Origin of the sequence: Streptomyces sp. 2131.1 (assembly GCF_900105515.1) — a bacterium.
Classification (GTDB): Bacteria; Actinomycetota; Actinomycetes; order Streptomycetales; family Streptomycetaceae; genus Streptomyces; species Streptomyces drozdowiczii.
In genome coordinates this window covers 2,635,311-2,661,987 of the sequence record NZ_FNSY01000001.1, presented here as the reverse complement: position 1 = coordinate 2,661,987, position 26,677 = coordinate 2,635,311, and the positions used below count along the sequence as shown (strand labels likewise).

Annotated in this window: 20 protein-coding genes and 1 pseudogene; 16 read left to right on the top strand and 5 right to left on the bottom strand. The window is 72.6% G+C overall.

What is annotated here, in order from left to right; all coding sequences use genetic code 11:
• Nucleotides 1-74 precede the first annotated feature (74 nt).
• Nucleotides 75-644, top strand: a complete 570-nt coding sequence (locus BLW14_RS11770) for a hypothetical protein (protein ID WP_093706947.1) — start codon at nt 75-77, stop codon at nt 642-644.
• A 5-nt stretch (nt 645-649) separates the two neighbouring features.
• Here the strand turns inward: BLW14_RS11770 and BLW14_RS11765 are convergent, their stop codons facing one another.
• On the bottom strand, nt 650-1,171 hold the full coding sequence (locus tag BLW14_RS11765) for an NUDIX domain-containing protein (protein WP_256332744.1): 522 nt from the start codon (nt 1,169-1,171) through the stop codon (nt 650-652).
• A 294-nt stretch (nt 1,172-1,465) separates the two neighbouring features.
• Here BLW14_RS11765 and BLW14_RS11760 point away from each other — a divergent pair, with 294 nt between their 5' ends.
• Nucleotides 1,466-2,317 carry an RNA polymerase sigma factor gene (locus tag BLW14_RS11760; RefSeq protein ID WP_093706945.1) on the top strand — a complete coding sequence of 284 codons (852 nt, stop codon included), beginning with the start codon at nt 1,466-1,468 and terminating at the stop codon, nt 2,315-2,317.
• Nucleotides 2,317-3,489, top strand: coding sequence for a hypothetical protein (locus BLW14_RS11755; RefSeq protein WP_093706943.1), 1,173 nt, complete (start codon nt 2,317-2,319; stop codon nt 3,487-3,489). Before BLW14_RS11760 ends, BLW14_RS11755 begins: the two co-directional genes overlap by 1 nt.
• A gap of 178 nt (nt 3,490-3,667) precedes the next feature.
• Here BLW14_RS11755 and BLW14_RS11750 read toward each other — a convergent pair whose 3' ends face one another.
• Nucleotides 3,668-4,594, bottom strand: a complete 927-nt coding sequence (locus BLW14_RS11750) for a L,D-transpeptidase family protein (protein WP_093706941.1) — start codon at nt 4,592-4,594, stop codon at nt 3,668-3,670.
• Nucleotides 4,595-4,797: 203 nt separating this feature from the next.
• Between BLW14_RS11750 and leuE the strand changes: the two genes are divergently transcribed.
• Nucleotides 4,798-5,466: a leucine efflux protein LeuE gene (gene leuE / locus BLW14_RS11745; RefSeq protein ID WP_093706939.1), complete on the top strand. Its 669-nt coding sequence runs from the start codon at nt 4,798-4,800 to the stop codon at nt 5,464-5,466.
• Between the two features lie 38 nt (nt 5,467-5,504).
• Here leuE and BLW14_RS11740 read toward each other — a convergent pair.
• Nucleotides 5,505-7,991: pseudogene (locus BLW14_RS11740) on the bottom strand (YfhO family protein); the annotation flags it as partial.
• Nucleotides 7,992-8,257: 266 nt separating this feature from the next.
• On the opposite strand from BLW14_RS11740, the gene BLW14_RS11735 reads away from it, so the two are divergent.
• Together BLW14_RS11735 and BLW14_RS11730 are read left to right on the top strand one after the other, a co-directional pair.
• Nucleotides 8,258-9,802: a hypothetical protein gene (locus BLW14_RS11735; protein WP_093706937.1), complete on the top strand. Its 1,545-nt coding sequence runs from the start codon at nt 8,258-8,260 to the stop codon at nt 9,800-9,802.
• Entirely contained in the window at nt 9,799-12,105 is a 2,307-nt protein-coding gene (locus BLW14_RS11730) for a glycosyltransferase (RefSeq protein WP_093706935.1), read from the top strand. Before BLW14_RS11735 ends, BLW14_RS11730 begins: the two co-directional genes overlap by 4 nt.
• Before the next feature lie 61 nt (nt 12,106-12,166).
• Here the strand turns inward: BLW14_RS11730 and BLW14_RS11725 are convergent, their stop codons facing one another.
• Nucleotides 12,167-13,531 (bottom strand): polysialyltransferase family glycosyltransferase, encoded by a 1,365-nt coding sequence (locus BLW14_RS11725; protein ID WP_093706933.1) that lies wholly within the window; start codon nt 13,529-13,531, stop codon nt 12,167-12,169.
• Nucleotides 13,528-14,508, bottom strand: a complete 981-nt coding sequence (locus BLW14_RS11720; RefSeq protein ID WP_093710699.1) for a glycosyltransferase family 2 protein — start codon at nt 14,506-14,508, stop codon at nt 13,528-13,530. The genes BLW14_RS11725 and BLW14_RS11720 overlap by 4 nt, the downstream gene beginning before the upstream one ends.
• 277 nt (nt 14,509-14,785) lie before the next feature.
• On the opposite strand from BLW14_RS11720, the gene BLW14_RS11715 reads away from it, so the two are divergent.
• The 10 genes from BLW14_RS11715 (at nt 14,786) to BLW14_RS11670 (ending at nt 26,585) form a co-directional block, all read left to right on the top strand.
• Nucleotides 14,786-16,096, top strand: coding sequence for a DUF6716 putative glycosyltransferase (locus BLW14_RS11715; protein WP_256333000.1), 1,311 nt, complete (start codon nt 14,786-14,788; stop codon nt 16,094-16,096).
• Nucleotides 16,097-16,128: 32 nt separating this feature from the next.
• Nucleotides 16,129-17,349, top strand: coding sequence for an acylneuraminate cytidylyltransferase (locus BLW14_RS11710; protein WP_093706929.1), 1,221 nt, complete (start codon nt 16,129-16,131; stop codon nt 17,347-17,349).
• 11 nt (nt 17,350-17,360) lie between these two features.
• Nucleotides 17,361-18,296: an N-acetylneuraminate synthase family protein gene (locus BLW14_RS11705; protein WP_018519148.1), complete on the top strand. Its 936-nt coding sequence runs from the start codon at nt 17,361-17,363 to the stop codon at nt 18,294-18,296.
• Between the two features lie 11 nt (nt 18,297-18,307).
• The gene (locus BLW14_RS11700) at nt 18,308-19,366 is read left to right on the top strand and encodes a hypothetical protein (RefSeq protein WP_093706927.1); all 1,059 of its coding nucleotides are present in this window, start codon (nt 18,308-18,310) and stop codon (nt 19,364-19,366) included.
• 198 nt (nt 19,367-19,564) lie between these two features.
• Entirely contained in the window at nt 19,565-20,794 is a 1,230-nt protein-coding gene (locus BLW14_RS11695) for an amidohydrolase (protein ID WP_093706925.1), read from the top strand.
• 138 nt (nt 20,795-20,932) lie between these two features.
• Nucleotides 20,933-21,985, top strand: a complete 1,053-nt coding sequence (locus BLW14_RS11690) for a BMP family lipoprotein (RefSeq protein WP_093706923.1) — start codon at nt 20,933-20,935, stop codon at nt 21,983-21,985.
• Between the two features lie 286 nt (nt 21,986-22,271).
• A complete protein-coding gene (locus BLW14_RS11685) occupies nt 22,272-23,804 on the top strand; it encodes an ABC transporter ATP-binding protein (protein WP_093706921.1) in 1,533 nt (510 codons plus the stop codon).
• Nucleotides 23,804-24,922: an ABC transporter permease gene (locus BLW14_RS11680; protein WP_093706919.1), complete on the top strand. Its 1,119-nt coding sequence runs from the start codon at nt 23,804-23,806 to the stop codon at nt 24,920-24,922. The genes BLW14_RS11685 and BLW14_RS11680 overlap by 1 nt, the downstream gene beginning before the upstream one ends.
• Nucleotides 24,919-26,181 (top strand): ABC transporter permease, encoded by a 1,263-nt coding sequence (locus tag BLW14_RS11675; protein ID WP_093706917.1) that lies wholly within the window; start codon nt 24,919-24,921, stop codon nt 26,179-26,181. Before BLW14_RS11680 ends, BLW14_RS11675 begins: the two co-directional genes overlap by 4 nt.
• Nucleotides 26,178-26,585, top strand: a complete 408-nt coding sequence (locus BLW14_RS11670) for a cytidine deaminase (protein ID WP_093706915.1) — start codon at nt 26,178-26,180, stop codon at nt 26,583-26,585. Before BLW14_RS11675 ends, BLW14_RS11670 begins: the two co-directional genes overlap by 4 nt.
• Nucleotides 26,586-26,677 lie beyond the last annotated feature (92 nt).

Sequence of the window (26,677 nt, the reverse complement as noted above, 5' to 3'; positions counted from 1 at the left end):
CGATAACAGGAAGCGCTGCGCCCCCCCTGTGTCCCGGCATGGGGCACCTACGGGAGGGCTGACAGGAGACGCCGATGAGCCTGCTCGACCTGATCGCCGCCGCCGACGAACGCGGGCTCGCCGCCGGCGCGGCCGCGTGCCTCGAACGCTGTCTGCCCCAGCCCGCCCCGGGCGACGAGCCCGACCCGCTCCGCCCGCTCTGGGCCGGCTGCGCCGACCCCGGGCTCTGGCCCCGCCGGCTCGCCGAGGCCCGCGCCGCCCTGGACTCCCTCGCGGACCCGGGGGAGCCGGTCGGACGCGTCCGGGAACTGCTGGCCCGGGCTCCGGACGACCGGGCCGGCGAGGAGCTGCGCGTCTGGGCCGACGCCTGCTCGGTGCTGGCCCTGGAGGTCCACCTCGGCCACGACGCGACCGGGCCCGCGGCGGCGGACCGGGTGGCCCGCTGCCGCGCGGGCGACCCGTCCGGGGCCGGGCCGCTGCTGGCCGGTGAGGTGGCGCGGCAGGTCCTGATCCTGGAGATGCTCGCGGGCATCGACGACGACGCCCCCGCCGGCGCCGGCCTCCGCCAGGTGCTCGACGTCTCGACGGAGGGCCAGCGGGTACTGCGGGCGGCGGCGGCCCGGCGGGCCCGGGTGCGGGGCTGAAACGGCTACCGCCAGGCGTAGGTCCGGTCGGTGACCGGGGGCAGCAGCACGTCTGCGGCCGGCCCGGTCAGCCCGCCGAGCGCCGGGCCGACCGGCGGGTAGAGGTGGAGCCCGGCGGCCTCCGCGAGGGTCACCCAGACCACCCGCGTGCGGTCCTCGGCGTCCAGCTCGGCCGCCGGAAGGGCGGCGCGCACCTCCCGATCCACGGCGAGTAGATGGATGAGATGGAGCCGGCGGAACGTGCCGGGCCGGCCCGGCCGGGTCGTGGCCTGGTCCTGCGCCCAGAGCAGCCGGGGCCGCCCGGGCAGGGCGGCGACGTCGAGCCCGAGTTCCTCCCGAAGCTCACGGGCGAGCGCCTCGGGCACCTGTTCGTCCGGGTGGAGGATCCCGCCCGGCAGGGAGTACTGGGCGCCGGTGGGCCGCTCGCGGCGGATGAGACAGAGCTCGCCGCCTGCCGCGAGATCCCCCTCGACCAGGGCCGCGCAGACGCGGATCGGAAGGGCGGGAACGCCCTGAGTCGTCGTCACGGAGTCATCCTCGTACGTGACCGCCGCCGCGTGGCGGGAAGAACGAGGACGACCGGGGCCGCCACCCCCCACAGGAGAGGCCCCGGTCGTCTTCCGCGGGGCCGCAGGACGACCCCGTATTCATCTCAGCGCCGCGGGTGCGTTTTCTGTCACACCGGGGGCAGACGATGGAATGTTGCGGGTTGTACAAGTCATGGACGCGGTGCACGCCGAGGACGTAGCGTGCTGAGTCGCGCAGGGTGGCGCGGCAGTGGTGACCAGCTGCGATTCGGACAGCAGGGCAGGGTTGAGGTAGTGCTGGGGGACGACGCGGGGCTTACTGCCGCGGTGCTCGCGGCACAGCGCGGGGACGAGGACGCCTTCCGTACTGTGTACCGCGCTGTGCAGCCGCGGCTGCTGGGTTACATAAGGACGCTGGTGGGGGAGCCGGACGCCGAGGACGTGGCGTCCGAGTCGTGGCTTCAGATAGCCCGGGACCTCGACCGCTTCACCGGGGACGCCGACCGCTTCCGGGGCTGGGCGGCGCGCATAGCCCGCAACCGCGCCCTGGACCATCTGCGGATGCGCGGCAGGCGGCCCGCCATAGGCGGCGACGAGACCGAGCTGTCCGACAAGCCGGCCGGCTCCGACACGGCCGACGAGGCGATCGAGGCCCTGGCCACCGGCCGCACCATGTCGCTCATCGCCCAGCTGCCGCAGGACCAGGCGGAGGCCGTGGTGCTGCGCGTGGTCGTCGGGCTCGACGCGAAGAGCGCGGCGCAGACGCTCGGCAAGCGCCCCGGTGCGGTCCGCACCGCCGCTCACCGCGGCCTGAAGCGGCTGGCGGAACTGCTGCGGGCGGACAGCGTCGCCGCCGTGGACGGCGGCCGGGGCGGCCCGGGCGCACCGGTGCCGGCGGACGGACCGGGCGTACCGGTGCCGGCGGACGGCGGACCGGGCGTAACCCCGACCCCCGACGCACCGGTTCCGCCCCGCGTGGCGGGTGGCCCCGAGGCGCCGTCGGCGTCGCTGCGGGAGAATGCGCCGGGCGCTCCGGGACGGACCGGGGGGCTCGCCGCCGTACCCGTACAACGCCCTCCGCGCACCGGCCTGGTGGCTCCCGCCGGTGTGACGCATTCGCGTCTGTGGACGCAGAAGGACATGTGATGGCCGACGAGCAGTACGCATGGCTTGACAAGGAAGCGGCGGAGAAGTTGCTCCGCGGCGAACCGGTCGACCCTGCCGATGGCCGTCCCTGTCAGGACGCCGAACGCCTGGCCGCCGCCCTCGGCGACGCGGCCCGCACCGCCCTCCCCGCCACCGGCGAACTGCCCGGCGAGGCCGCCGCGCTGGCCGCCTTCCGCGCCGCCCCCCGCCGCACCGCCGCACCGGCACGGTCCGCGCACGGCGAGGGCGAGGGCCACGAGAGCGCGGTGCTCGCCCCGGTCCACATAGGCAGGGCCGCCTCCGGTACGGGGGGCGGGGCCGGGGATTCGCGCGGTGACCGCACCTTCCGCTGGAGCCGGCCCCTGCGCTTCGGCCTGGTCGCGTCCCTGGCGTGCTGCGCCATAGGAGGGGTGGCCGTGGCCGCCGGTTCCGGGATGCTGCCCGCGCCCTTCGGCCGGCACACCCCCTCACCGGCCACCTCGGTCTCGGCCGCCGCCTCCCCGGAGGAACTCGGCGCGGACGTCATGCCCGACGAGGAGACCTCCGCGCCCCCGCCGCCGGGCACCCCGTCCCCGGACACCCCGCCCCCCGGCGGTGACACCGGCACCGGCAAGGACAGGAACGACACCGCGCGCCCCGGCGGCAGCGCCCCCCGGGGCGGCCAGGGCGGCAAGGGCGGCGACGGCACCACCGGCACCGACCGGACGGACGGCAGCCGGCCGGGCGCCGGTACGGGCTCCGGCGACACCGGCTCCGACGACGGCGACGGCGCCCCGGACCCCGGCAAGGGGACCGGGCAGTCCGGCGGCAACGACGGGAGCGGGGCCGGCACCTGGTACGCCAAGACCCTGAAGGCCTGCCGCGACTACCGCGACGGCAAGCTCGACGACGACCGCCGCACCCGGCTCGAAACCCTGGCCAAGGGCGCCGGCAACCTCGACCGGTTCTGCGACCGGCTGCTCGACGGCAAGGGCGGACAGGGCGACGGCAAGAGCGGCGATCCCGCCGACGGGGACGACGACCAGGGCGGCGACGCGTCCGGCCCGCTCCCCTCGATCCGGTTCTCCGAGTCGCCCGGCCCCTCGATGGCGGCCATCGCCCCGGCCCCGGAGCCGTCGGGTTCCGCCGTGGCCGACGCCCCCTGGGCCACCGCTGGAGCGGCCGCCCGCTGACCGCACGTACCGGTCGGTGTGACGTTTTTCGGCCGCCCGACGCTGTACGCAATGAGCCGACTGGTCATCGGCAGCGCCCGGAGCCGGGGTTCCCCCCGTACCTGCGGCTCGGCGCACATGGCGCGGGCGGGACACGTTCCCCCGGTCCCGCCCGCGCCCCTCTCCGTATCCGGTGCCCCTACTTGTAGACGACGACCTTGTCGCCGTTGCGGACCGCGGCGAACAGGGCCGCGATCTTGCCCTCGTCCCGGACGTTCACGCATCCGTGCGAGGCCCCGCTGTAGCCGCGGGCCGCGAAGTCGGACGAGTAGTGCACCGCCTGGCCGCCGCTGAAGAACATCGCGTACGGCATGGCCGTGTGGTAGATCGTCGAGACGTGGTGCCGCGACTTCCAGTACACGGAGAACGTGCCCTCGCGGGTCGGCGTGTACTGCGAGCCGAACCGTACGTCCATCGACGAGACGACCTTGCCGTCGATCATCCAGGACAGCGTGCGGCTGTTCTTGCTGATGCAGAGCACCCGCCCGGTCAGACACCGCTTGTCCGGCTTCGCCACCGGCCGGGTGGTCGGCGGGTTCAGCTCGGCGGCCGTCGGCGCGTGCGTCATGCCGAGGAGCTTCTGCCAGGTGACGCTGTCCGTCCTTCCGGTGCGCGACAGGCCGCGCTTGCCCTGGAACGACTGCACGGCGGCGACCGTGACGGTCCCGTAGTAGCCCGTGGGGGTGCGGTTGAAGTGCCCGATCTGCCGCAGCCGCGCCTGGAGTTCGCGCACCTGCTTGCCCTCGGACCCGCTCGCCATCAGGACCTTGCCCTGCGGATCGGCCGTGGGCGTGGCCGAGGGTGTCGGCGGAGTCGTGGTGCGGCTCGCGCTCGGCTTCGGCGAGGCCTTCGCCGGCGTGCTCGCGGACGGACTCGCGGAGCCGCCGCCCGGCTTCGCGTCGTCGGCGGGGGAGTCACCGCTCCGCGGCGCGGAGGGCGCGGCCGAGGCGCCGGACGCGGGCTGCTCCTTGCAGCCCGCGGTCACGGCGGCCAGCGCCACCACGGCCACGGCGGCGGCCGCTCCTCGGAGTGCGTAACCGCGCCCGGTCCTGCCCGTGCTCGTCATCCCAGCCCCCTGCGTCCTCGGCCCCGGCGTCGTCGGGCCCTGAACCCGCGTATCTCATGGGACGGGTTCCCGCTCCACCCGGTTGCCGAATCCTGTCCCGCAGTTCCCGTCGCGCTTCTGTGACGGAGAACGCACCTCCGCGTGCCGATACCCCCGCAAGACCCGCTTCCGGATCATTCCGCCCGCGTGCGAGACTCCGTCCCATGCTGGGTGTCACCGATCTTCCGACCTATCTCGCCGGCCTCGCGCTCATCGTCCTGCTGCCGGGGCCCAACTCCCTGTACGTGCTGTCCGTCGCCGCGCGGCGCGGGGTGCGGACCGGGTACGTGGCCGCCGCCGGGGTGTGGACCGGCGACACCGTGCTGATGACGCTGTCCGCGCTGGGTGCCTCGTCGCTGCTCCGGACGACGCCCGTGCTGTTCGCGATCGTCAAGTACGCGGGCGCGGGCTATCTCACCTGGATGGCGATCGGGATGCTGCGCACGGCCGTGTCGATGTGGCGCGAGCGGCACCGCAGGTTCGCCGAGATCACGGACGAGGAGCAGGCCGAGGCGCAGGCCCCGGGGGCCATGGAGCGGCCGTACCGGCGGGCGCTGGTGGTCAGCCTGTTCAACCCGAAGGCGATCCTCTTCCTCATCTCGTTCTTCGTGCAGTTCGTGGACCCCGGCTACGCCTACCCGGCGCTGTCCTTCCTGGTCCTCGGGACCCTGCTCCAGATCGCCAGCTTCCTGTACCTGTCGGCGCTGATCTTCGGCGGCACCCGGCTGTCCGCCGCGTTCCGCAGGCGCCGGCGGCTCTCGGCCGGGGCCACGTCGGCGGCGGGAGTGCTGTTCCTGGGGTTCGCGGCGAAGCTTTCGTTCAGCAGCGTCTGACCCGGCTGCCCGGCGGACCTCACGCCCGGACGCGCCCCCCGCACCCGGTTCCGGATCAGCGGCGTGAACACCACGGCCAGCAGGGCCGCCAGCGCCGCCGCGCCCGTCGCCGTCCCCCCGCGCAGGCCCGGCGGGCGGAACGCGCAGTCCACCGTCGTCCGGCCCTCCGCCAGCGGGGCCGCGACCAGCCCGTGGTACGAGCCGGCCGGGCGGCCGTCGCACGTCCAGCCCGCGATCCGGGGCGCGGCCAGCACCGCGATCCCGCTTGCCCCCGCCGGGAGTTCCGCCAGAACACCGCTGCCGGAGACCGCCACCCGCGTCGCCCCCGTCCGCTTCAGCCCGGCCACCGCAGCGGCCAGCCGGTCAGGGGCCAGGCAGCCGACGGAGTCGTGCGGGACGCTTCCGGGGCGCTCCACCCGCAGAGTTACCGCGATCCGGCCCGATCCCGTGCCGAGCTGCAGGATGCCCGCGCGCCGGGCCGGGAGGTCGCCCCGCACGTCCTGCGGATCGCCGGCCGTGCCCAGCAGTGCGGTGCCGAACAGGTCGGGCGTCCACAGGAAGACCCGGCTGCCCGCCGGACAGCTCGCGCTCAGCGTGTACGCGCCGGGCTCCACCTCGTACGCGCGGGCGTTCCGGTCGGCGGCGGGCGCACCGTCGTCGGAGCGCAGAGCGGTCGTCGGCAGCGTGTAGACCCGCGCGCCCAGCAGCCTCTCCTGGTTGCGGAACGGCGAGCGCTCCCAGCCGGAGGCCGCGGCGCCCGGCGGCCGTACGGTCACCAGCGGCGGAACGTCCTGCCGGGTCACGGTCACCGGGCGGGCGTCCGGGCGGTTCCAGACCTGGTGCGGGTCGCGCGGCATGTGCACCCGGGCGCCGACGGAGAACACCGCGTCGGTCACCGGGTTGTCCAGACTCTGGAGGGCGCGCCCGCGCGAGGTCCAGCCGGCGCCGAGAGCGAGGAAGGTGCGGGTCGTCACGTCCGGCGTGTGGCTGCTGTAGTACGCCCCGCCCTGGCCGCCGACCGTCAACGGGTCGTTGGCAGTGGATTGTTCGAGTCCCGGATCGGTGCGGTAACGCGGCCAGCCGTCGGCCCCGGCGACCGCCTCGGCCTCCAGGCGCTGACGCTCGCCCCAAGGCGCGTAGTCGTCGAGCTGCTTCAGCCGCTGCCGGTCGGCGTACGCGGTCGTCGCGGCGGCCTGTCCGGCCTGCGCCCCGACCAGCAGCACCGCCGCGAGTACGGCGAACCGGCCCCCTCGTACCAGCGCCAGCGCGCAGAGCGCCGCCAGCAGTCCCGCCGCGAACAGCGGATACGTCCAGCGGGTGACCAGGTCGCTCGGCGCGGCGCCCGCCGCGATCAGGACCAGGACCCCGGCCCCGCCCAGCAGCGCCCGCCGGTCGGGCCAGCCGCGCGCCACAGCCATCCAGGCGGCGATCACCGCCAGGCCCGAGAGCACGAACGTCTGGCGGAACGCGCTGCCGTTCGGCGTCGCGAAGGCATGCCAGAGCAGATGTGCGGGCCTCCACTGCAAGGAGAGGGCGACGAGCGCCACCAGTCCCGGCCACACCCACCGCTCGGCGCGCGGCAACCCGCGGTGGAAGGCCAGGGCGCAGGCGAGCAGCAGGGAACCGGTGCCGAGGAAGAGCGCGGGGCTGAAGAACCCGTAGGTGGCGGGCAGCAGCCGGGCGGCGGCGTCCGGCCAGCCGGCCCGGGCGAACTGCCGGGTCCAGCCCGGGTAGGCGTGCCGGGTGCCGAGGAAGACCGGCAGCAGGACCGGGGCGGCGAGCCCGATGCCCAGCACGACCGTGCGCGCCGCGCGCCCCAGCCCGCGCAGCCGTCCGCGGGCCGTGCCGTCCTCCAGCAGCAACCGGACCGCCAGCACGAGCGCCGCGCCGAGCGTGGCCATGTACGCGGTGTAGAAGTTCGACACCCAGGCGAGCGTCACCAGGAGCGTGCCGAGCACGGGCCGCCGCCCGGTCCGCGCCCACTCACCGGCCAGGCACAGCAGCGGGAAGGCGATCAGCCCGTCCAGCCACATCGGGTTGTACACGGCCTCGGTCACCGACCACCCGCACAGCGCGTACGAGGCACCCAGCACCAGGGCCGCCCACTCCCGGCCCCGCCCCCGGCGCAACGCGGTGAGCAGCCACGTCATGGCGGCCGCCGCCGCGCCCGTCTTCACCAGGGTGATCACGTAGACCGCCAGATCGGCGCGGTCCCTCGGGAACACCCCGACCAGCAGGGCGAACGGGCTGGTGAGATAGGTACCGAGATCCGGCAGGAAGCTCGTTCCGTACCCGGACTGCCAGTTCAGCAGCAGCCCGCCGTCCGCCCGGCCGTGCAGCAGGTCCCACAGGTGGGTGTGGAACGGGACGAACTGATTGCCCAGGTCGTTCACGCTGCGGGTGCGCCGGCCGAACGGGAAGCCGCCCGCCGCCGCGTCCCCGGCGCAGACGGTCGCGACGGAGAGCAGGGCGGCCAGGGCGGCGCTCCGGCCGCGCGGCGATCGGAGTAGCGACGGAGTCCTCATGATGCGTCGAATATGTCATCGAACATCGTGAAATCACGCGCCCGCAAAGGCGGTTCACCCGATGGTCCGCAGGCGTTCATCCGGTCGCCGAAGGGCCGTCATCACGCGTCGCCGACCCACCGGAACGCAGTTTCCCGTGTCGACAGGGCGAGTTCATCCGGTGGCCGTTCAGGTTTCCTAACGTGCACGCAACCCCCGACGGCCGATGGACATCGGCCCCTTCCTCCGCCCCTACCCCCCACGGGCACCAGACGCTTTGGAGCGCCATGACGAAAGCCCGCACCCGCTGGCCACGACAGCGCGAGGCCGAGCAGCCGATACCCGACGGTGACGGCACGTCCTCCCTCGCGACCGTCCGCCCGACGGATCTGGAGACCTGCCTGCGGGCCTGTGGCGCGCACAGCGGGAAGCTCGTCACCTCACTCGACCGGCGCCGCAACGCGCTCGCCGAGGCGCTGCGGCACCTGCTCGCCACCCACGCCGCGATGGAGCAGACAACCCCCGGCACCGCCCCCGTGCCCCTGCTGCGCCGCGCCGCCCGCGGCGGCCCCGGTGCCGCGCTGGTCCTCGGCGACCGGCTGCTCGATCCGCTCCTCGCGGTCGGCACCAAGGCGCTGGACTGCGGGTACGAGGACGAGCTGAAGCTCGCCGTCCTCGTCACGGACGCCGTGCTCACCCAGCGCAAGAACTCCCGGGCCGCCTGGCGGCTGCGGGCCCGAGTGCTGGAGGCGATGGGCGCGGAGAACGACGCCGTCCAGGCGTACGAGCGCTACCTCGCCCTCACCGACGAGGACGGCTTCGGCATCGCGGCCAGGACCGCCGGGCTGCGCGCTGGCGCCGGGTACCAGGACGAACTGCTGCGGACGCTCGAACGCGGCTGCCCCGAGGCCGGCGCCTTCGCCGCCGCGTCCGTCACCGACGTCTGGGCCGAAGGCCTGGCCCTCGCCGGGCGCGGCGACTGGAACCGGGCGCGTTCCCGGCTGATCGGCGCCCTCCTCGCCCAGGAGCGCACCGGCGCCCCCGTGCCGGAGATCCAGGAGGCGCTGGGCCAGTACCTCGCCCTCGCGCTGGCCGCGGCCGGCGCACCCGGCAGCGGCGGCACCCCCACGGCCACGGGAGACACGGCCGCGCTCAACGAGCTGGTCGCGCTCTACGCGGCGCAGCGCCGGTCCCGGATGCGCGGACCCGTCGCCGACCCCCTCTTCGGCGGCGTCACCTGGACCACGCTCGGCGAGTTCCGCAACCGGATCGCCGGCAAGTCCATCTGCCTCATCGCCAACTCGCAGCGCGTCGGCAGCAGTTCGCTGGGTGGCGAGATCGACGCGTACGACCTGGTGGTCCGCTTCAACTCGTACCGCATCGACCCGGCGGCCACCGGCAGCCGTACCGACATCCACGCCACCATCCACAAGCACGGCTTCAACTGGGACAAGGAGGTGGACACCCGGCTCGTCTTCGGCGGGGTTCCGGGCGACTGGAAGCAGTCGCTGCGCACCCGGCTGGTGCCGGGCGCCCAGCGGTATCTGGGCGACGAGTCGCTGCGCTGGCCGATGCGCGACATCGGCCGGGTCGGCACCGAAGTCTGGCCGTCCATCCCCACCAGCGGCTTCAACATGCTGTGGCTGCTGGACTTCCTGGACGTCAGCCCCAAGCTCGACCTGATCGGCTTCGACTTCTACGAGAGCGGCGCCTACCGGATCCCCGCCGCGATGAAGATGCCCATCACCTCCGTGCACGAGTACACCAGTGAGAAGGCGTGGGTCATGGAACGCGCCCAGAGCGTCACCGAGACGAGGATCGCCCTGCGATGACGACGACCCCCGCCCCGACGGCCCCCGCCAACGCCCTCACCGGCAAGCGTCGCGTGGCCTTCGCGAGCTTCGTGGACGAGAACTACCTGCCCGGCTTCCTCACCCTGCTGCGCAGCCTCGCCCTGTCCAACCCCGGAATCTGCGAGGACTTCGTCGTCCTGCACGACGGACTGCGTCCCGCGTCCGTCGAACGGATCAGGGCCCTGCACCCGCGCGCCGACTTCCGCCGGGTGGACGCGGACCACTACGACACGTACGCCAAGGGCGACCAGGACAACTACCTGGTACGCAAGGCCTATTTCATCCTCGACGTGTTCCGGCTGCGCGACTACGACACCGTGATCACCCTCGACACCGACATGGTGGTCCTCGGCGACCTGGGCGAACTGCTCAGGCTGCGCGACGGGCTCGCCGCCGTACCGCAGTTCTTCTACGGGCAGCACAAGCTCAACAGCGGCCTGCTGGTCATCCAGCGCCCGTACCTGAGCGACGACTTCTGCGCCAGGATCGACGAGACCGGCCGCTCCGGCGCGTACGAGCTGGACAAGCACGACCAGGGCATCCTGAACGCCGTGCTGGACGGTGAATTCGTCCAGCTCGACGCCCGCTACAACTACGTCAAGCGCCGCCTCTCCGGTGACCTCCCGGTGCCGGACACCACCGCGATCCTGCACTTCACCGGGCGCCACAAGCCCTGGCAGGGCGGCGAGGCCGGGTACGGGCAGGCCGAGGACCGCTGGCGCCACTACGAGATGAGCGACGCCGAGTTCCACGCCGCCTACCTGGCCCGGCCCGGCGCCAAGCACCACGACCTGCTCGTCCACTACGGCACCCCGCACGTCCGCCGCACCGGCGACCCGGAGAGCGCCCGCCGGGTCGCCGCCGCGCACATCGCGGCGGGCGAGTACCAGGAGGCGGCGGACCTGCTCGGCTCCGTCCGCATCCCCGTGGACGAGGCGTGGCCGCACGAGGTCCTCGGCCACGCGCTGATGAGCGTCTCCCGCTACGAGGAGGCCCGCACCCAGCTCCTGCTGGCCGCCGCCGCCCCCAACAGGGCCGCCACCGCCTTCTCGCGGCTCGCCCAGATCGCCTGGATCCACGGCGACGACGAGGCCGCGTCCCGGTATGCGCGCGACGGGCTCGCCGTGGACCCGACCCACCGGGCGAACCGGCTGATGCACCTGCGAACCCAGCCCGCCCCCGCACCCGAGGAGGGCCCCGCGGAGCGCCAGCTCGCCCATGTCGCGTTCTACATGGAGCGTCAGGGCAACGCCGGCGACAAGCTCCTCCCGGAAAGCGTCCGGCTCGCCTTCGACCGCGACACCGGACCCGGCCGCTGGCACTCCGTCCACGCCCACCGCCTCTTCGACGAGGCCGCCCTCGAACGCGTCAACGCCCGGCGCGGACTCGTCATCGGCGGCGGCGGGCTGTTCATCCCGGACACCGCGCCCAACGGCAACAGCGGCTGGCAGTGGAACGTGCCGGACCGGCTGCTGGAGCGGATCGACGTACCGATCATGGTCTACGCCGTCGGCTTCAACGCCTTCGACGGCCAGGCGTACGGCCACGGGCGCGGCCGCTTCCTGTCCTCGCTGCGCACCCTCGTGGAACGGGCGGCGTTCTTCGGGCTGCGCAATCACGGGTCGATCGAGAAGGTGCGCGCGCTGCTGCCCGCCTCCCTGCACGACAAGGTCCGCTTCCAGCCCTGCCCGACCACGGTCACCCGGCACCTGGTGGAGGGCTGGACGGACCCGGCGCGGCGCGAGGACACCGTGCTGCTCAACGCCGCGTACGACCGGTCGGGGCTCCGCTTCGGCCACGACTACGCCCACTTCCTCGCCGAGACGGCCGCCGCGGTGAAGGCGCTCGGCGGCCGCGCCGAGGTCAAGTGCGTCGCCCACTCCTTGGACGACGAACGGATCGCCTTCGACCTGCGCCGCGAGCACGGCGTCTCGCTCCCGGTCATCCCGATGTACGACTTCGGCAACGACGAGATCCGCGACACCTACGCCCGGACCAAGCTCGTCATCGGTATGCGCGGGCACGCGGGCATGATCCCGTTCGGCTGCGGGACCCCGGTCATCAGCCTGATCTCGCACCCCAAGATGGCGTACTTCCTGTCCGACATCGACCGGCCCGAGTGGGGCATCTCCGTCCACGACCGCCACCTGGGGGCGCGGCTGGTGGAGCGCGCGGCCGGGCTGCTCGACGACCACGCGGCGGCGGTCGCCGACGTGCACGCCCGCCAGCAGGAGCTGTGGAAGGTCACCGAGGCCAACGCGGCTGACCTGAGAGGCGTCTGACGCACGCGAAGGGGGCGGGGTCCGACCGGACCCCGCCCCCTTCGCCGTTCCTTCGTAGCGCCTAGCGCAGCGCCATCCGCCGCAGGGCCCGCGCCCGCCGGGCCACCCGCCGTACCGTCGCGTTGCGCGGCAGGAACGCGAACTGCGCGGGTACCCCGCCCGGCAGCCCCAGCGACGTCAGCCGCCTGCGCTTGAAGTAGCGCCAGGTCCCGTCCGTGAGCCGGGCGGCGAGATACCGCTCCGCCACCGGCCTCAGCTGCGGATAGATCTTCGGCTGCATCGCGAAGCCAACCGCCGTCACCAGGTCGCTCAGCCCCTCCGGCGCCACCGCGGGCGCCGCCTCCCGCGCCTCCCCGTCCTCCAGGTCCGGCACCAGCGCGTCCACCAGCGTCACCGGCACCCGGTTGCTGTTCTCGAACGGCGTCAGCCGCTCCAGCAGCGTCCGGGTACCGACCCTGGCCACCGGCAGCCCGTAGAACTCCGACGCCGTCAGCAGCGCCGTCGAGAAGCACCCGACGACCAGGGCCGGCCGCATCCGCCGGTACAGCACCTCGGCGAGGACCGGAGCGGTCAGGACGTCCGCGTCCAGCACGGTCAGCTCCGCGCCGAGCCGGGCCGCCTCCTCCTCCATCGCCCGCGACCACTGCGCCGGCGCCGTCGGATGCGGCTTGAACACCAGACTGCGGTGCCCCCGCCCGACCGCGCCCCGCATCATCCGCAGGTGCAGCTCCTCCTCCTCGACCACGCTGATCAGCCCGAGCGCCGAGAGGTACTGGCCCAGCAGCAGTGCCGGGGACTCCACGGCCGGCAGCCCCGCCGCACCGGCGGCCTCGTCCAGCTCGCCGAGCACCTTCAGGAAGGCGTCCGTCGGCACGGTCTCCGCCCGTACCCCGAACTCCGTGAGGAGCATCGGCCGCAGGCCCGGCACGAGATCGAGGTGGAGCAGGCGGCCCACCCGCGTACCGACCAGCGGATCGATCCGGTTCCTGGTCGGTCCGTAACTCATCAGCCCGTCCGCGTACACATCGACCGGTACGCCGGTGAAGATCCGGCAGACCGCCATGGCCGGGTCCACCTGGATCGACTCCACGGCCAGCTCGACGTCGTCGTCCCCGAGCCCCCAGGCCAGCCGCAGATGCCGCTCCCACAGCGGGATGTCGTCCGGGCGCGGGGACCAGGCGGCGGGGTGGTGCGGGGCGATCGTCGCGTTCCACGACACGACGTCGTCGAAACGCGTGCGCAGCGCGTCGAACCCGGGCATCCCGTCCAGCGCCGGGGTCGTCTCCGGGACCGACGCGTTGTTCGCGACGAGCAGGACGCGCCGCCCCGCGTCCGGGAAGAGGCCCGCGTCCAGGGCGGCGGCGAGCGTCGCCGTCCCGTAGAGGGTGGAGGCGAGGAAGACCTGCGTCGTACGGCTCCGGCTCACGCGGCCGCCACCTCCTTCGCGGCGGACCGCCGCCGCAGCCGGCGCAGCAGGGTCGCGCGCTCCACGTCCATCGAATCCAGCGCCTCGTCCAGCACGTCCTGCGGCATGCGCCGCAGCGCACCGGAACTCATCGATTTCAGCGCGCGGGCCACGGGCGGCTCGAACCTTTCCAACGTACTCATGTGATGGGAAATGATCGCGCAATAGTTGCGCACCGCTTTCGGCAGGAGTTCCCGCGCATCGCGGTCCGCCGCCGTTTCCCGCACCACCTGGTCGAACGAACGAATGAAATCGAGCTGGCGCATGTCGCCGATCTGCGTCAGCGAAGAGGCGACGCCGCGCCGGTAGAAAATGCCGAGGAGGCCGAGCACCGCGAAGGAATCCGCCTCGCGGTGCAGCCGCCAGATCCACGGCCGGTCCTCCGCCGTGCGCAGCCCGTCCGTGAAGTGCAGCAGCCCCCGGTCCAGGAGCCGGCGGTGGTAGAGCCCCGCCCAGGCGTACGCGTAGTCGACGGAGGTGGTCCTGGTCGCGGGCAGGATCGCGTCGCGAGGCGCGGCCACTTGGTCGCGGCGGCCGTGCGGGACGCGGTGCACGGTACGGGCTCGGCCCTCGACCTGGACATGGTCGGTGCGCACGAAGTCGCAGCCCAGGGCCTCGGTCCTGGCCAGCAGCTCGGCGTAGTAACCGGGGGCCAGCCAGTCGTCGCCGTCGAGGAAGGCGATATAGGTGCCGCGGGCCGCGTCCAGGCCGGTGTTCCGGGCGGTGGCCAGTCCGCCGTTCTTCTCGTGTCTGCGGACGACCACCCCCGGAATCCCGTCCTGTGCGCGGCGCAGCAGCTCCGCGGTCCCGTCGGTCGAACAGTCGTCGACGAGGATGAACTCGAAGTCCTCCCGAGCATTGGCCCGGAGGCTTCTGAGGGTGTCTGGCGCGTATGTCCGCACGTTGTAGAACGGCACGATGACGGAGAGCTTGACCACCCGCGTCACGCTAGTTCCGGGCCGGGCATCCGCCCTGTCGGCCGTGCGGACGGCGGGTGAACGAAATCCGTCGGGACGATGAACCGGCAGGCCGGCCGGGGAATTCCCCGGCCGGACGCAATGCGCCCGGCTGCGGGTTCGACAAGCGTCGGCGGGCTGTTAACCCTTTGTTGCTTTCACGTTGGGCCGCCCACCCCCGGGCCTTCCTAACGTCTTGGACGTGCCCCTCAGCAACAGCAATTCGGTCCCTCCCGCGGCGGATTTCCCCGCGCTCCGGGTGGCCGTGCTCGCCGACTCCGACACCCGATGGAAGTGGGGCGCGCTCACCGCGCGCCGGCTGACTCCGGAGGGCGGTGCGAGCGCGCCCCGGGCACGGACCACCGGATTCCTGCTCCGCGGCCGGGCGACCCCGACCCCCCGCCAGCTCGCCGAGGTCGGCGACGTGGGGATCGACGCCGACCGGGTGCGCGAGGTCACCGCCGTCGAATTCCTGCACGCCGTACGGGACGAGGGGTACGACGTCGTCGTCCTCGCGCTCGTCGGCGGCGCCGTCCAGGCCATGCTGCACGGCATCGCCGCGCTCCGGCTGCCCGTCCGGCCCGTCCTCGTCACCGGATACGTCGGCGTCGTCTACGAGAAGCTCACCGACGGGCTCCTGCTGCGGCACGGCGCCGACGTCGTCCTCGCCAACTCCCGCCACGACGCGGAGCGTTTCCGCGCGGTGTACGAGGGCGTGGGGGCCGACGCCTCGGCCGTCACCGAAGCCGCCCTCCCGTTCCTCGGCGGCGACCCGTACCGGCCCGAACCGGGCCGCGACACCCTGGTTTTCGCCGCCCAGCCCTCCGTCCCGGAGAACCGCGCCGACCGTACGTACCTGCTGCGCAGGCTCGTCGAGCACGCCCGGCTGCACCCCGGCCGCGAGGTCCTGCTGAAGCTGCGCTCCAAGCCCGGCGAGCAGACCACGCACATCGAGGAACACCCGTACCAGCGGCTCGCCGAGCGCCTGCCCGGTGGCCTCCCGCCCAACTTCCGCCTGGTGTACGGGCACATGGGCGAGGTCCTGGACCGCACCGACCTGCTGGTCACCGTCTCCTCCACGGCCGCCCTGGAGTCCCTGCACCGCCGCATCCCCACCGCCGTCCTCACCGACCTCGGGGTCCGCGAGGCGCTCGGCAACCACCACTTCACCGGGTCCGGCCTGCTCACCTCCTTCGACCACCTGGACGCGGGCGCCCGCCCCCGGCCCGACCCCGCGTGGCTGGCGGGCCAGGGCGTCGCCGCCGACGGCAGCTACGCCACCGCGTACGACACCGCCCGCGCCCGGGTCACCACACTGCTCGCCCGGGGCCGGCTGCCCGACCCGGCGCCCTACTACACGTCCGCCACCGCCCCCGGCTACCTCCCGGGCATCCTCGCCCGCCACCACCTGGGCCCCGACGGGCACCCGGTGCCCGGCGCCGCCGCGCCCCGCGAGGCCGGCCGGGTCAGGACGGCGGTGCGCGAGGCGGTCCGCGACGCGGCCCGGGGCGCGTACCGGCACGGCGTCCAGCGCGTCGCCCCGGTCGTCCGGCGGATGGGCGAGCTGTGAACACCACCTCCGAGCCACCCACTGGAGCACCGATGAACCGACCCACCGTGCTCGCCGTGATCCCCGCACGCGGCGGCTCCAAGGGCGTACCCGCCAAGAACCTCGCCAGGGTCGGCGGCGTGCCGCTCGTCGCCCGCGCCGTCCGCGCCTGCCTGGCCTCCGGCGAGGTGACCGACGTCGTCGTGACGACCGACGCGCCCGCCGTCGCCGAAGCGGCCCGCGCGGCGGCCGAAGCGCTCGGCGAGGGCGCCCGGCTGCACTGCGTACAGCGCCCCGAGGACATCGCCGGCGACACCGCGACCAGCGAGGCCGCCGTCCTGCACGCGCTCGACGCCTACGAGGCCATGCGGGACCGCACCGCCGACGTCGTCCTGCTCGTCCAGTGCACCAGCCCCTTCGTGGCCCGCGAGGACATCGACGGGGTCGCCGCGGCCGTCGCCCGCGAGGGCGCCGACACCGCCGTCACCGTCGCCCCCTTCCACGGCTTCCTGTGGCGCGACGGCACCGCGGTCGAGGACCACAACTACGGGGTCAACCACGACAAGCGGGTCCGCCCCCGCCGCCAGGACCGCCCCGAGGACCTCCTGGAGACGGGCGCCGCCTACGCCATGGACGCCGTCGGGTTCCGCACCCACCGCCACCGCTTCTTCGGCCACACCGCGCTGGTGCGCACCGACCCGGCCCGCGTCCTGGAGATCGACGACCCGCACGACCTGGCCCGCGCCCGCGCGCTCGCCCCGGTCGTCGACCCGGCCCCGCTGCCCACCCGCGACGACGTGGACGCCGTCGTCCTCGACTTCGACGGCACCCAGACCGACGACCGGGTCCTCGTCGACGCCGACGGCCGCGAGACCGTCTCCGTCCACCGGGGCGACGGGCTCGGCATCGCGGCCCTGCGCAAGGCGGGCATCCCGCTGCTGATCCTCTCCACGGAACAGAACCCGGTCGTGGCCGCCCGCGCCCACAAGCTGCGCGTCCCCGTCCTGCACGGCGTCGACCGCAAGGACCTCGCGCTCAAACAGTGGTGCGACGAGCAGTCCCTCGCCCCCGAACGCGTCATGTACGTCGGCAACGACGTCAACGACCTCCCCTGCTTCGCGCTCGCCGGCTGGCCCGTGGCCGTCGCGAGCGCCCACGACTCGGTACGCGCCGCGGCGCGCGCCGTGACGACCACCCCCGGCGGCTCCGGCGCCATCCGCGAGATCGCGGCCTGGCTCCTGGGCCCCACCCTCACCACAGCCCCCACCCAGTAAGGAACACCCTCATGAGCACCTCCCGCCTGCGCACCCTCGGCAACCGCACCGCCGGACCCGGCAACCCCGTGTACATCACCGGTGAGATCGGCATCAACCACAACGGCGACCTCGACAACGCCCTCGCGCTCATCGACGTGGCCGCCGAAGCCGGCTGCGACGCCGTCAAGTTCCAGAAGCGCACCCCGGAGATCTGCACCCCGCGCGACCAGTGGGACATCGAGCGCGACACCCCCTGGGGCCGCATGACGTACATCGACTACCGCCACCGCGTCGAGTTCGGCGAGGACGAGTACCGGGCCATCTCCGAGCACTGCGCCGAGCGCGGCATCGACTGGTTCGCCTCCCCGTGGGACACCGAGGCCGTCGCCTTCCTGGAGAAGTTCGACGTACCCGCCCACAAGGTGGCCTCCGCCTCGCTCACCGACGACGAGCTGCTGCGCACCCTGCGCGCCACCGGCCGCACGGTGATCCTCTCCACCGGCATGTCGACCCCGCGCCAGATCCGGCACGCCGTCGAGGTGCTCGGCTCCGACAACATCCTGCTCTGCCACGCCACCTCCACGTACCCGGCGAAGGCCGAGGAGCTGAACCTGCGGGTCATCAACACCCTCCAGCAGGAGTACCCCAACGTCCCGATCGGCTACAGCGGCCACGAGACGGGCCTCCAGACCACCCTCGCCGCCGTCGCGCTGGGCGCCGCGTTCGTCGAGCGCCACATCACCCTGGACCGCGCCATGTGGGGCTCCGACCAGGCCGCGTCCGTCGAACCGCAGGGCCTGTCCCGCCTCGTCCGCGACATCCGCACCATCGAGGCGAGCCTCGGCGACGGCGTCAAGAAGGTGTACGAGTCCGAGCTCGGCCCGATGAAGAAGCTCCGCCGGGTCCCGGGCGTCGTGGCGGAGAGCGACGCGGCGGCCCCGGCCGCCGAGCCGGTCGCGGTCTGACGGGCCGGCCGGTGAACCTCGCCTTCGTCGAGAGCCCGGTCCAGCTCCTGAACGTCCTGGAGTGGGCCGTCACCGAGGGAGGCGGCGGACGCGTCCTCACGGACGTCACCGTCGTCGTCCTCCCCCCGGTCGACCCGATGTCGCGCGGTCAGCTGCGCCGGATGGCGGAGCTGGCCCGCGACGAGGGCATGACCGTGCGCTGGCAGGAGGCGCGCGGCGACTCGGGCACCCCCGTGAAGTCGCTGCGCGCCCTCACCCGGCTCGTCCGCAACGCCGACCACATCGTCATCGGCGACCCGTTCTCGCGGTACGTGCAGCTGCTGCTGTCGCTCGTGCGCCCCCGCCGCCTCACCGTGGTCGACGACGGCACCGCCACCATGGAGTTCGTCGCCCAGGTCACCCGCGGCGAGCGCCTGGTGCGCTGGCACCGGCGCGGCGGCTTCGACCCGCGCGGCCTGGCCCTGGCCCCGGTGACGGCCACCGCGCGGCGCCGGTTCACCCCGTCGGCGGCGCGCGAGGTCGAGCTGTTCACCGCCATGCCGGTGATCCCGCCACCGGGCGTCACCCTCATCCCGAACACCTTCTCCTGGACCCGGACCCGCTTCGGTCCGCCCACGCTCACCAAGGGCGCGGACCTGGTCGGCACCTCGCTGGTCGAGACGGGTGTGGTGGACCGGGACCGCTATCTGGAGGCGGTCGGCGCCCTCGCCCGTACGCACGGCGCCACCCGCTACTTCGCGCACCGCCGCGAGTCCACCGAGAAGCTGCACGCCCTGGAGGCGGTCACCGGCCTGGAGATCGTCCGCCCCGACCTCCCCCTGGAGCTCATCGCCCGCCGCGGCCCCATCGGCCGTACGGTCCTGAGCTTCCCGTCCACCGTCGTCCACACCCTGCCCCTCGCGCTGGCCGGCACCGACGTGAAGGTGGCGGTCTGCGACATCGCCCCGGAATGGCTCCACGAGACGGCGTCCCCGCGCGCCCAGGGCTTCCTGAGCGGCGTCACGGAGACCGCCCGGGACGTCCACCGCCTGGCGCCGTGGCGGGTCACGGCGGTGACGGGGGAGGCGTAGGAGCACAGGCACCCGCACCGGCCCCCCTCACCACGCCCGCAACCGGGGCTTCACCGCGGGACGAGCGCGGGAGTGTACCCATCCCGCGCGCGTCCCACACGCTGAGACGCGGCCAAACATTCGCCTGTGTGGCTGAAGTTTTCTTGTTTCATGGTCAGTTGAGGAGGGAACAGGCTTACCCTTCAAAAGGTGAGCCAGTTGATCTGCCCCGAGTCCGAAGCCGGCCCGTCCCAGGGCGAGAACCTGCCCGGCGCCCTCTCCGACGCCTTGCGCGCGGAGCTGATCGCCTTCCGCAGGGACCTCCACATGCACCCTGAGCTGGGCAAACAGGAGTTCCGCACCACCGCGGCGATCAAGGACAGGCTGGAGCGCGCGGGCCTCGTCCCACGGGTGCTCGCCTCCGGGACCGGGCTCATCTGCGACGTCGGGACGCGCGGCGAGGACACCCGCCCCATGCTCGCGCTGCGGGCCGACATCGACGCGCTGCCCATCCCGGACACCAAGGCCGGCGTGCCGTACCGCTCCACCGTGCCCGACCGCGCCCACGCCTGCGGCCACGACGTCCACACCGCCGGCGTCCTCGGCGCCGGCCTGGTCCTCGCCGAGCTGGACCGGCAGGGGCGGCTGCCCAACCCGGTGCGGCTGATCTTCCAGCCGGCCGAGGAGGTGCTGCCCGGCGGGGCGCCCGACGCGATCGAGTCCGGGGCCCTGGAGGGCGTCGGCCGGATCCTCGGCGTGCACTGCGACCCCAAGGTCGACGTCGGCCGCATCGGCCTCCGGGTCGGCGCGATCACCTCCGCCTGCGACCGCCTCGAGCTCTCCCTGGACGGGCCCGGCGGCCACACCGCCCGCCCGCACCTGACCACGGACCTGGTCACCGCCGCCGCCAAGGTCGCCACCGAGGTGCCCGCGCTGCTGGCCCGCCGGGTCGACGCACGGTCCGGGCTCGCGCTCACCTGGGGCCGGCTGGAGACCGGCCACGCCTGCAACGTCATCCCGCAGCACGCGGAGCTCTCCGGCACGGTCCGCTGCCTGGACATCAAGGCGTGGCGCGAGGCGCCGGACCTGGTGCACGCGGCGATCGACGAGGTGGCCGGAATGCACCGGGCCAAGACGGTGATCAACTACGTCCGCGGCGTCCCGCCCGTGGTCAACGAAGCCGCCGCGATCGACCTCCTGGCCGGCGCGATGTCCGCCCGCCGCGGCCCGTACGCGGTCGAGGACACCGAGCAGAGCCTCGGCGGCGAGGACTTCTCCTGGTACCTGGAGCACGTCCCGGGCGCCATGGCCCGCCTCGGGGTCCGCACCCCCGGCGACACGCGCGGACTCGACCTCCACCGCGGCAATTTCGACGTCGACGAGGAGGCGATCACCGTGGCCGTCGAACTCTTCACCGCCTCCGCGTTGCTCCACGTCAACCATCCGTAACCGGACAGGTCGCCCCGCGTTCGCGACGATCCGATAACGGCTTCCGTACAGGGCTTTATCTGACATCTACGCGCGTTACGATCGCCGCGAAACCAGCGCCGGAAGAGGCGCTTCGGTCAGGTTTGAAGGAGCCTTCCCTTGCGCCGGATCACTAGCATTGCCGCCGCGGGCGTCATGTCCGCGGCACTCGCGCTCGGCGTCACAGCGTGTGGTGACTCGTCCTCGTCGTCGAGCAGCAGCTCCGACTCGAAGGGCAAGAAGACCGCCCTCGCGTACGACATCGGCGGCCGCGGCGACCAGTCGTTCAACGACGCCGCGTACGCCGGCCTGGCGAAGGCCGAGAAGGACCTCGGCGTCAAGGGCACCGAGGCCGAGCCCTCGGACGGCGAGTCGGACGCGGACAAGGTCCAGCGCCTGACCTCGCTGGCCCGCGCCGGGAACAACCCGGTCATCGGCGTCGGCTTCGCCTACGCGCCGGCCATCAAGAAGGTCGCGCCGAAGTTCCCGAAGATCACCTTCGGCATCATCGACGACGCCTCGGTGACCGGCAAGAACATCGCCAACATCGTCTTCAACGAGGAGCAGGGCTCCTACCTCGCGGGCGTGGCAGCCGCCAAGGTCACGAAGACCAACACGGTCGGCTTCATCGGAGGTGTCGAGACCCCGCTGATCAAGAAGTTCGAGGCCGGCTTCACGCAGGGCGTCAAGGACACCAAGTCCTCGGTCAAGGTCATCTCCCAGTACCTGACCCAGCCGCCGAACTTCGACGGCTTCTCCAAGCCCGACCTCGGCAAGGCCGCTGCCCAGGGCCAGCTCGACAAGAAGGCCGACGTGATCTACTCGGCGGCCGGTCTGGCCGGTTCCGGTGCGATCGAGGCCGTCTCCAAGGCCGGCAAGTGGAACATCGGCGTCGACTCCGACCAGTACAGCCAGAAGGGTCTCGCGGCCTACAAGGAGTCGATCCTGACCTCGGTCACCAAGGACGTCGAGGACTCGGTCTTCAACCTGATCAAGTCCGTCCAGGACGGCAAGCCGCAGTCCGGTGAGGTCCGCTACGGCCTCGACAAGGACGGCGTGGGCCTGGCCATGTCGAACCCGGCGTTCACCAAGATGACCGACGTCATCAAGGCCGTGGACAAGGCCAAGCAGGAGATCATCGACGGCAAGATCACCGTCAAGACCGCCCCGTAACGACCCGTCGTACGGCTGGCTTCCCAGGCCCGGAGCGCGCGGCGACCGCCGCTCCGGGCCTGCGGGTCACTCCGCGAAGTGAGTTCCGCCCGTAGCACTGCACTCTCGGACAGGCAGTGGACCCCGGTGTTCCGGCCCTGCCGCACGCGAGCGTCTGACGATTCGGCAACGCTACGCGTGTAGACAGCCCTCAGGCGCGATAACTTCAGCCCGCCCCGCCCCTCCGCCCCCACTCCTGTCCGGCCAAGGAGAGTGCGTCATCAACGCGTCCAGCAGCCCCCCCGCCGTGGAACTGCACGGCATCACCAAGCGTTTCCCCGGCGTCGTCGCCAACCACGACATCGGCATCACCGTCCGCAAGGGCACCGTCCACGCCCTCGTCGGCGAGAACGGTGCCGGCAAGTCCACCCTGATGAAAATCCTCTACGGCATGCAGAAGCCGGACGAGGGCACCATCGCGGTGGACGGCGAGCAGGTCTCGTTCTCCAACCCGGGCGACGCCATCGCGCGCGGCATCGGCATGGTCCACCAGCACTTCATGCTCGCCGACAACTTCACCGTCCTGGAGAACGTGGTCCTCGGCGGCGAGAAGCTGCACGGCATCGGCTCCGCCGCGCGGAAGAAGATCAAGGAGATCTCCGACGCGTACGGCCTGGGCGTCCGGCCCGACGCGCTGGTCGAGGACCTCGGCGTCGCCGACCGGCAGCGGGTGGAGATCCTCAAGGTCCTCTACCGCGGTGCCCGCATCCTCATCCTCGACGAGCCGACCGCCGTGCTCGTCCCGCAGGAGGTGGACGCGCTCTTCGCGAACCTCCGCGAGCTCAAGGCCGAGGGCCTCACCGTCATCTTCATCTCGCACAAGCTCGGCGAGGTGCTCTCGGTCGCCGACGACATCACGGTGATCCGGCGCGGGACGACGGTCGGCACCGCCGACCCGGCGCACACCACCACCAAGCAGCTCGCCGAGCTGATGGTCGGCAGCGAACTGCCGTCGCCCGAGACCCGCGAGTCCACGGTGACCGACGTCCCGATGCTCCGCGTCGAGGGGCTCTCACTCGCCATGACCGACCCGGACGGTGTCGTCCGCGACGTCCTGTCCGACGTCGACTTCACCATCCACAAGGGCGAGGTCCTCGGCATCGCAGGCGTCGAGGGCAACGGCCAGACCGAGCTCATCGACGCCCTCATCGGCATGCGGACCGCCGACAGCGGGGTGATCACCCTGGACGACCAGGACATCACCCGCGCCCCCACCCGCAAGCGGCGCGAGGGCGGCATCGGCTACATCCCCGAGGACCGGCACCGGCACGGCATCCTGCTGGACGCCCCGCTCTGGGAGAACCGCATCCTCGGCCACGTCACCGAGAAGCCCAACAGCCGCGGCTTCCTGCTCGACCCCAAGGCGGCCCGCGAGGACACCGTCCGGATCGTGCGCGAGTACGACGTCCGCACCCCCGGCATCGAGGTCACGGCAGGCTCCCTGTCCGGCGGCAACCAGCAGAAGCTGATCGTCGGCCGCGAGATGAGCCACGGGCCCAAGCTCCTGATCGCCGCCCACCCCACCCGCGGCGTGGACGTCGGCGCGCAGGCACAGATCTGGGACCAGATCCGCGAGGCCCGCCGCGAAGGACTCGCCGTCCTGCTCATCTCCGCGGACCTGGACGAGCTCATCGGGCTCTCCGACACCCTGCGTGTCATGTACCGCGGACAGCTCGTCGCGGACGCGGACCCCGCGACCATCACCCCCGAGGAACTGGGTTCGGCCATGACCGGCGCCGCCGCAGGTCACCTCGAGGCAGCACCGGAGGACCAGGCCTGATGAAGAAACTCGACAAGGACCGGCTGATCCTGGGCTTCGCCGGCCCGGTACTCGCCCTGGTCGTCGCCTTCGTGCTCAGCACCCTGGTGCTGCTCGTGTCGAACCGCGATCCGTTCGAGCTGTACCGGCTGCTGTTCGAGCAGGCGTCGTACTCCGACGTCCAGGTCCTGATCATCAACCAGGCCGGTACGTACTACCTCGCCGCTCTCGCGGTCGCGGTCGGCTTCCGGATGAACCTCTTCAACATCGGCGTCGACGGCCAGTACCGTCTGGCGGCGATGATGGCGGCCCTCGTCGGCGCGAGCGTCGACCTGCCCGGACCGCTGGAGATCGCCCTCATCGTGATCGTGGCGATGCTGGTGGGTGCCTTCTGGGCGGGCATCGCGGGCATCCTCAAGACGACCCGGGGCGTGAGCGAGGTCGTCGCGACGATCATGCTCAACTCCATCGCGACCTCGCTGATCGCCTGGCTGATCCTGCCGAAGAACTTCGGTGACCAGGCCGCCGGCTCCAACAACCTCACCACGGGTGAGATCCACGAGTCCGGCTGGTTCCCGGGGCTCTCCCTGGGCCCCGAGTCCGGTGAGATCTACGGCTTCACCTTCGTCGCCGCCGGCTGCGGCCTCGTCTACTGGTTCGTTCTGAACCGCACCCGCTTCGGCTTCGACCTGCGCGCCACCGGCGCCAGCGAGAGCGCCGCGCAGGCATCCGGTGTGGACGCCAAGAAGATGGTCCTCACCTCGATGCTGGTCTCCGGCGCGGTCGCCGGCCTGGCCGGCATGCCGACCCTGCTCGGCGACACCCACACCTACAGCCTCGACTTCCCCGTGGGCATCGGCTTCACCGGCATCACCATCGCCCTGCTCGGCCGGAACCACCCGGTGGGCATCGCGCTCAGCGCCCTGCTGATCGCGTTCCTGGACAAGGCGTCCTCCCCGCTCGACCAGTTCGGCTTCGAGAAGGAGATCGCCACGATCATGCAGGGCCTGATCGTGATCTCCGTCGTCATCAGCTACGAACTCGTCCGCCGCTACGGGACCCGCCGCCAGCAGCAGAAGGTCGGCGAAGAACTCGCCGCCGGCCACGCCCTCACGACCGAGAAGGAGGCGGCCCTGTGAGCACCACCAAGGTCTCCGCCGCACGCCTCGCCCCCTCGAAGGGCGGCCGCCGCAAACTCTCCCTGCCCGTGGTCCTGCTGCTGCTCGCCGGCGCGCTCGCCCTCGTCTCGCTGGTCCGCCTGATCAGCGGCGCGAACGACGTGACCTCCGTCGGTCAGGTGGCCGGCGCCCTGGAACTGGCCGTACCCATCGGCCTCGCCGGTCTCGGCGGCCTGTGGGCCGAACGGGCCGGGGTCGTCAACATCGGCCTCGAAGGCATGATGATCCTCGGCACATGGTTCGGTGCCTGGGCCGGCTTCCAGTGGGGCCCCTGGGTCGGCGTGCTGTTCGGCATCATCGGCGGCGCGCTCGGCGGTCTGCTGCACGCGGTCATGACGGTCACCTTCGGCGTGAACCACATCGTCTCCGGTGTGGCGATCAACATCCTCGCCGCCGGTGTCACCCGCTACCTGTCGAACTTCACCTTCGCCGACGCGCCCGGCGGCTCCTCCAAGCAGTCACCCCGCGTGGACGAGATCGACAAGATCACCATCCCGGGCCTCTCGGACTGGCTGCAGGACCTCCAGCAACACCACTGGTTCTTCGTGTCCGACCTCGCCGGCATCATCGGTGGGCTCGTCACCGGTCTCTCCCTGCTGACCGTCGTCGCCCTGCTCCTGGTCCCGGTCACCTGGTGGGTGCTGTGGCGCACGGCCTTCGGCCTGCGGCTCCGCTCCTGCGGTGAGAGCCCGGTGGCCGCCGAGACGCTCGGCGTGAACGTCTACAAGTACAAGTACATCGCCGTAGTCATCTCCGGCGGTCTGGCGGGCCTGGGCGGCGCCTTCCTCTCCATCGTCGCCACCAGCATCTACCAGGAGGGCCAGACGGGCGGCCGCGGTTACATCGGTCTCGCCGCGATGATCTTCGGCAACTGGATGCCCGGCGGCATGGCGCTCGGTGCCGGTCTCTTCGGCTTCACCGACAGCCTCAAGCTGCGCGGTGGCGCGGAGAACGTCCACGCGATGCTGCTGCTTCTCGGCATCCTCGTGATCATCGCCGCCGTCTGGCAGCTTTACCGCAAGAAGTACGTCACCGCGGTCGTCGCGGCCGTCTGCTCCGGGGTGCTGTTCACCTGGTACGCGCTGACGGACCAGGTCCCGAGCCAGTTCGTCGACGCCGCGCCGTACGTCACCACGCTGCTGGTGCTCGCCCTGTCCGCGCAGCGGCTGCGCATGCCGAAGGCCGACGGTCTCCCGTACCGCAAGGGTGAGGGCAAGTGACCGCGTCCCCCCAGGCCACCGAGGCCGACTGGGACGCCCTGCGGACCGCCGCCCGGGACGCCATGTCCCGGGCGTACGCCCCGTACTCCGGCTACCCGGTCGGCGTCGCCGCCCGCGTCGACGACGGCCGTACGATCACCGGCTGCAACGTCGAGAACGCCTCGTACGGGATCGGCCTGTGCGCCGAGTGCGGTCTGGTCTCCCAGCTGCACGCCACGGGCGGCGGCCGGCTGACCCACTTCACCTGCGTGGACGGGACCGGCGCGATCCTGGTCCCGTGCGGGCGGTGCCGGCAGCTGCTGTACGAGTTCGGCGGACCGGAGCTCGTCCTGGAGACCCCGGACGGTCTCCGCACCCTGGACGAGATGCTGCCCCAGGCCTTCGGGCCGTCGCACCTCGGCTGAACCCCTCGCCGGGTGGGCCCCCTTCGGGCCCACCCGGCGCCTCTTTCTCTCTCTATGCGCGTAGAGTCAACGGGACCCACGCGTTTGTACGT

Coding starts and splice junctions, on each gene's coding strand:
- BLW14_RS11710 (WP_093706929.1), top strand. CDS start 16,129: ATGAACCGACCCACCGTGCTCGCCGTGATCCCCGCACGCGGCGGCTCC.
- BLW14_RS11730 (WP_093706935.1), top strand. CDS start 9,799: ATGACGACGACCCCCGCCCCGACGGCCCCCGCCAACGCCCTCACCGGC.
- BLW14_RS11680 (WP_093706919.1), top strand. CDS start 23,804: ATGAAGAAACTCGACAAGGACCGGCTGATCCTGGGCTTCGCCGGCCCG.
- BLW14_RS11735 (WP_093706937.1), top strand. CDS start 8,258: ATGACGAAAGCCCGCACCCGCTGGCCACGACAGCGCGAGGCCGAGCAG.
- BLW14_RS11705 (WP_018519148.1), top strand. CDS start 17,361: ATGAGCACCTCCCGCCTGCGCACCCTCGGCAACCGCACCGCCGGACCC.
- BLW14_RS11750 (WP_093706941.1), bottom strand. CDS start 4,594: ATGACGAGCACGGGCAGGACCGGGCGCGGTTACGCACTCCGAGGAGCG.
- BLW14_RS11770 (WP_093706947.1), top strand. CDS start 75: ATGAGCCTGCTCGACCTGATCGCCGCCGCCGACGAACGCGGGCTCGCC.
- leuE (WP_093706939.1), top strand. CDS start 4,798: ATGCTGGGTGTCACCGATCTTCCGACCTATCTCGCCGGCCTCGCGCTC.
- BLW14_RS11755 (WP_093706943.1), top strand. CDS start 2,317: ATGGCCGACGAGCAGTACGCATGGCTTGACAAGGAAGCGGCGGAGAAG.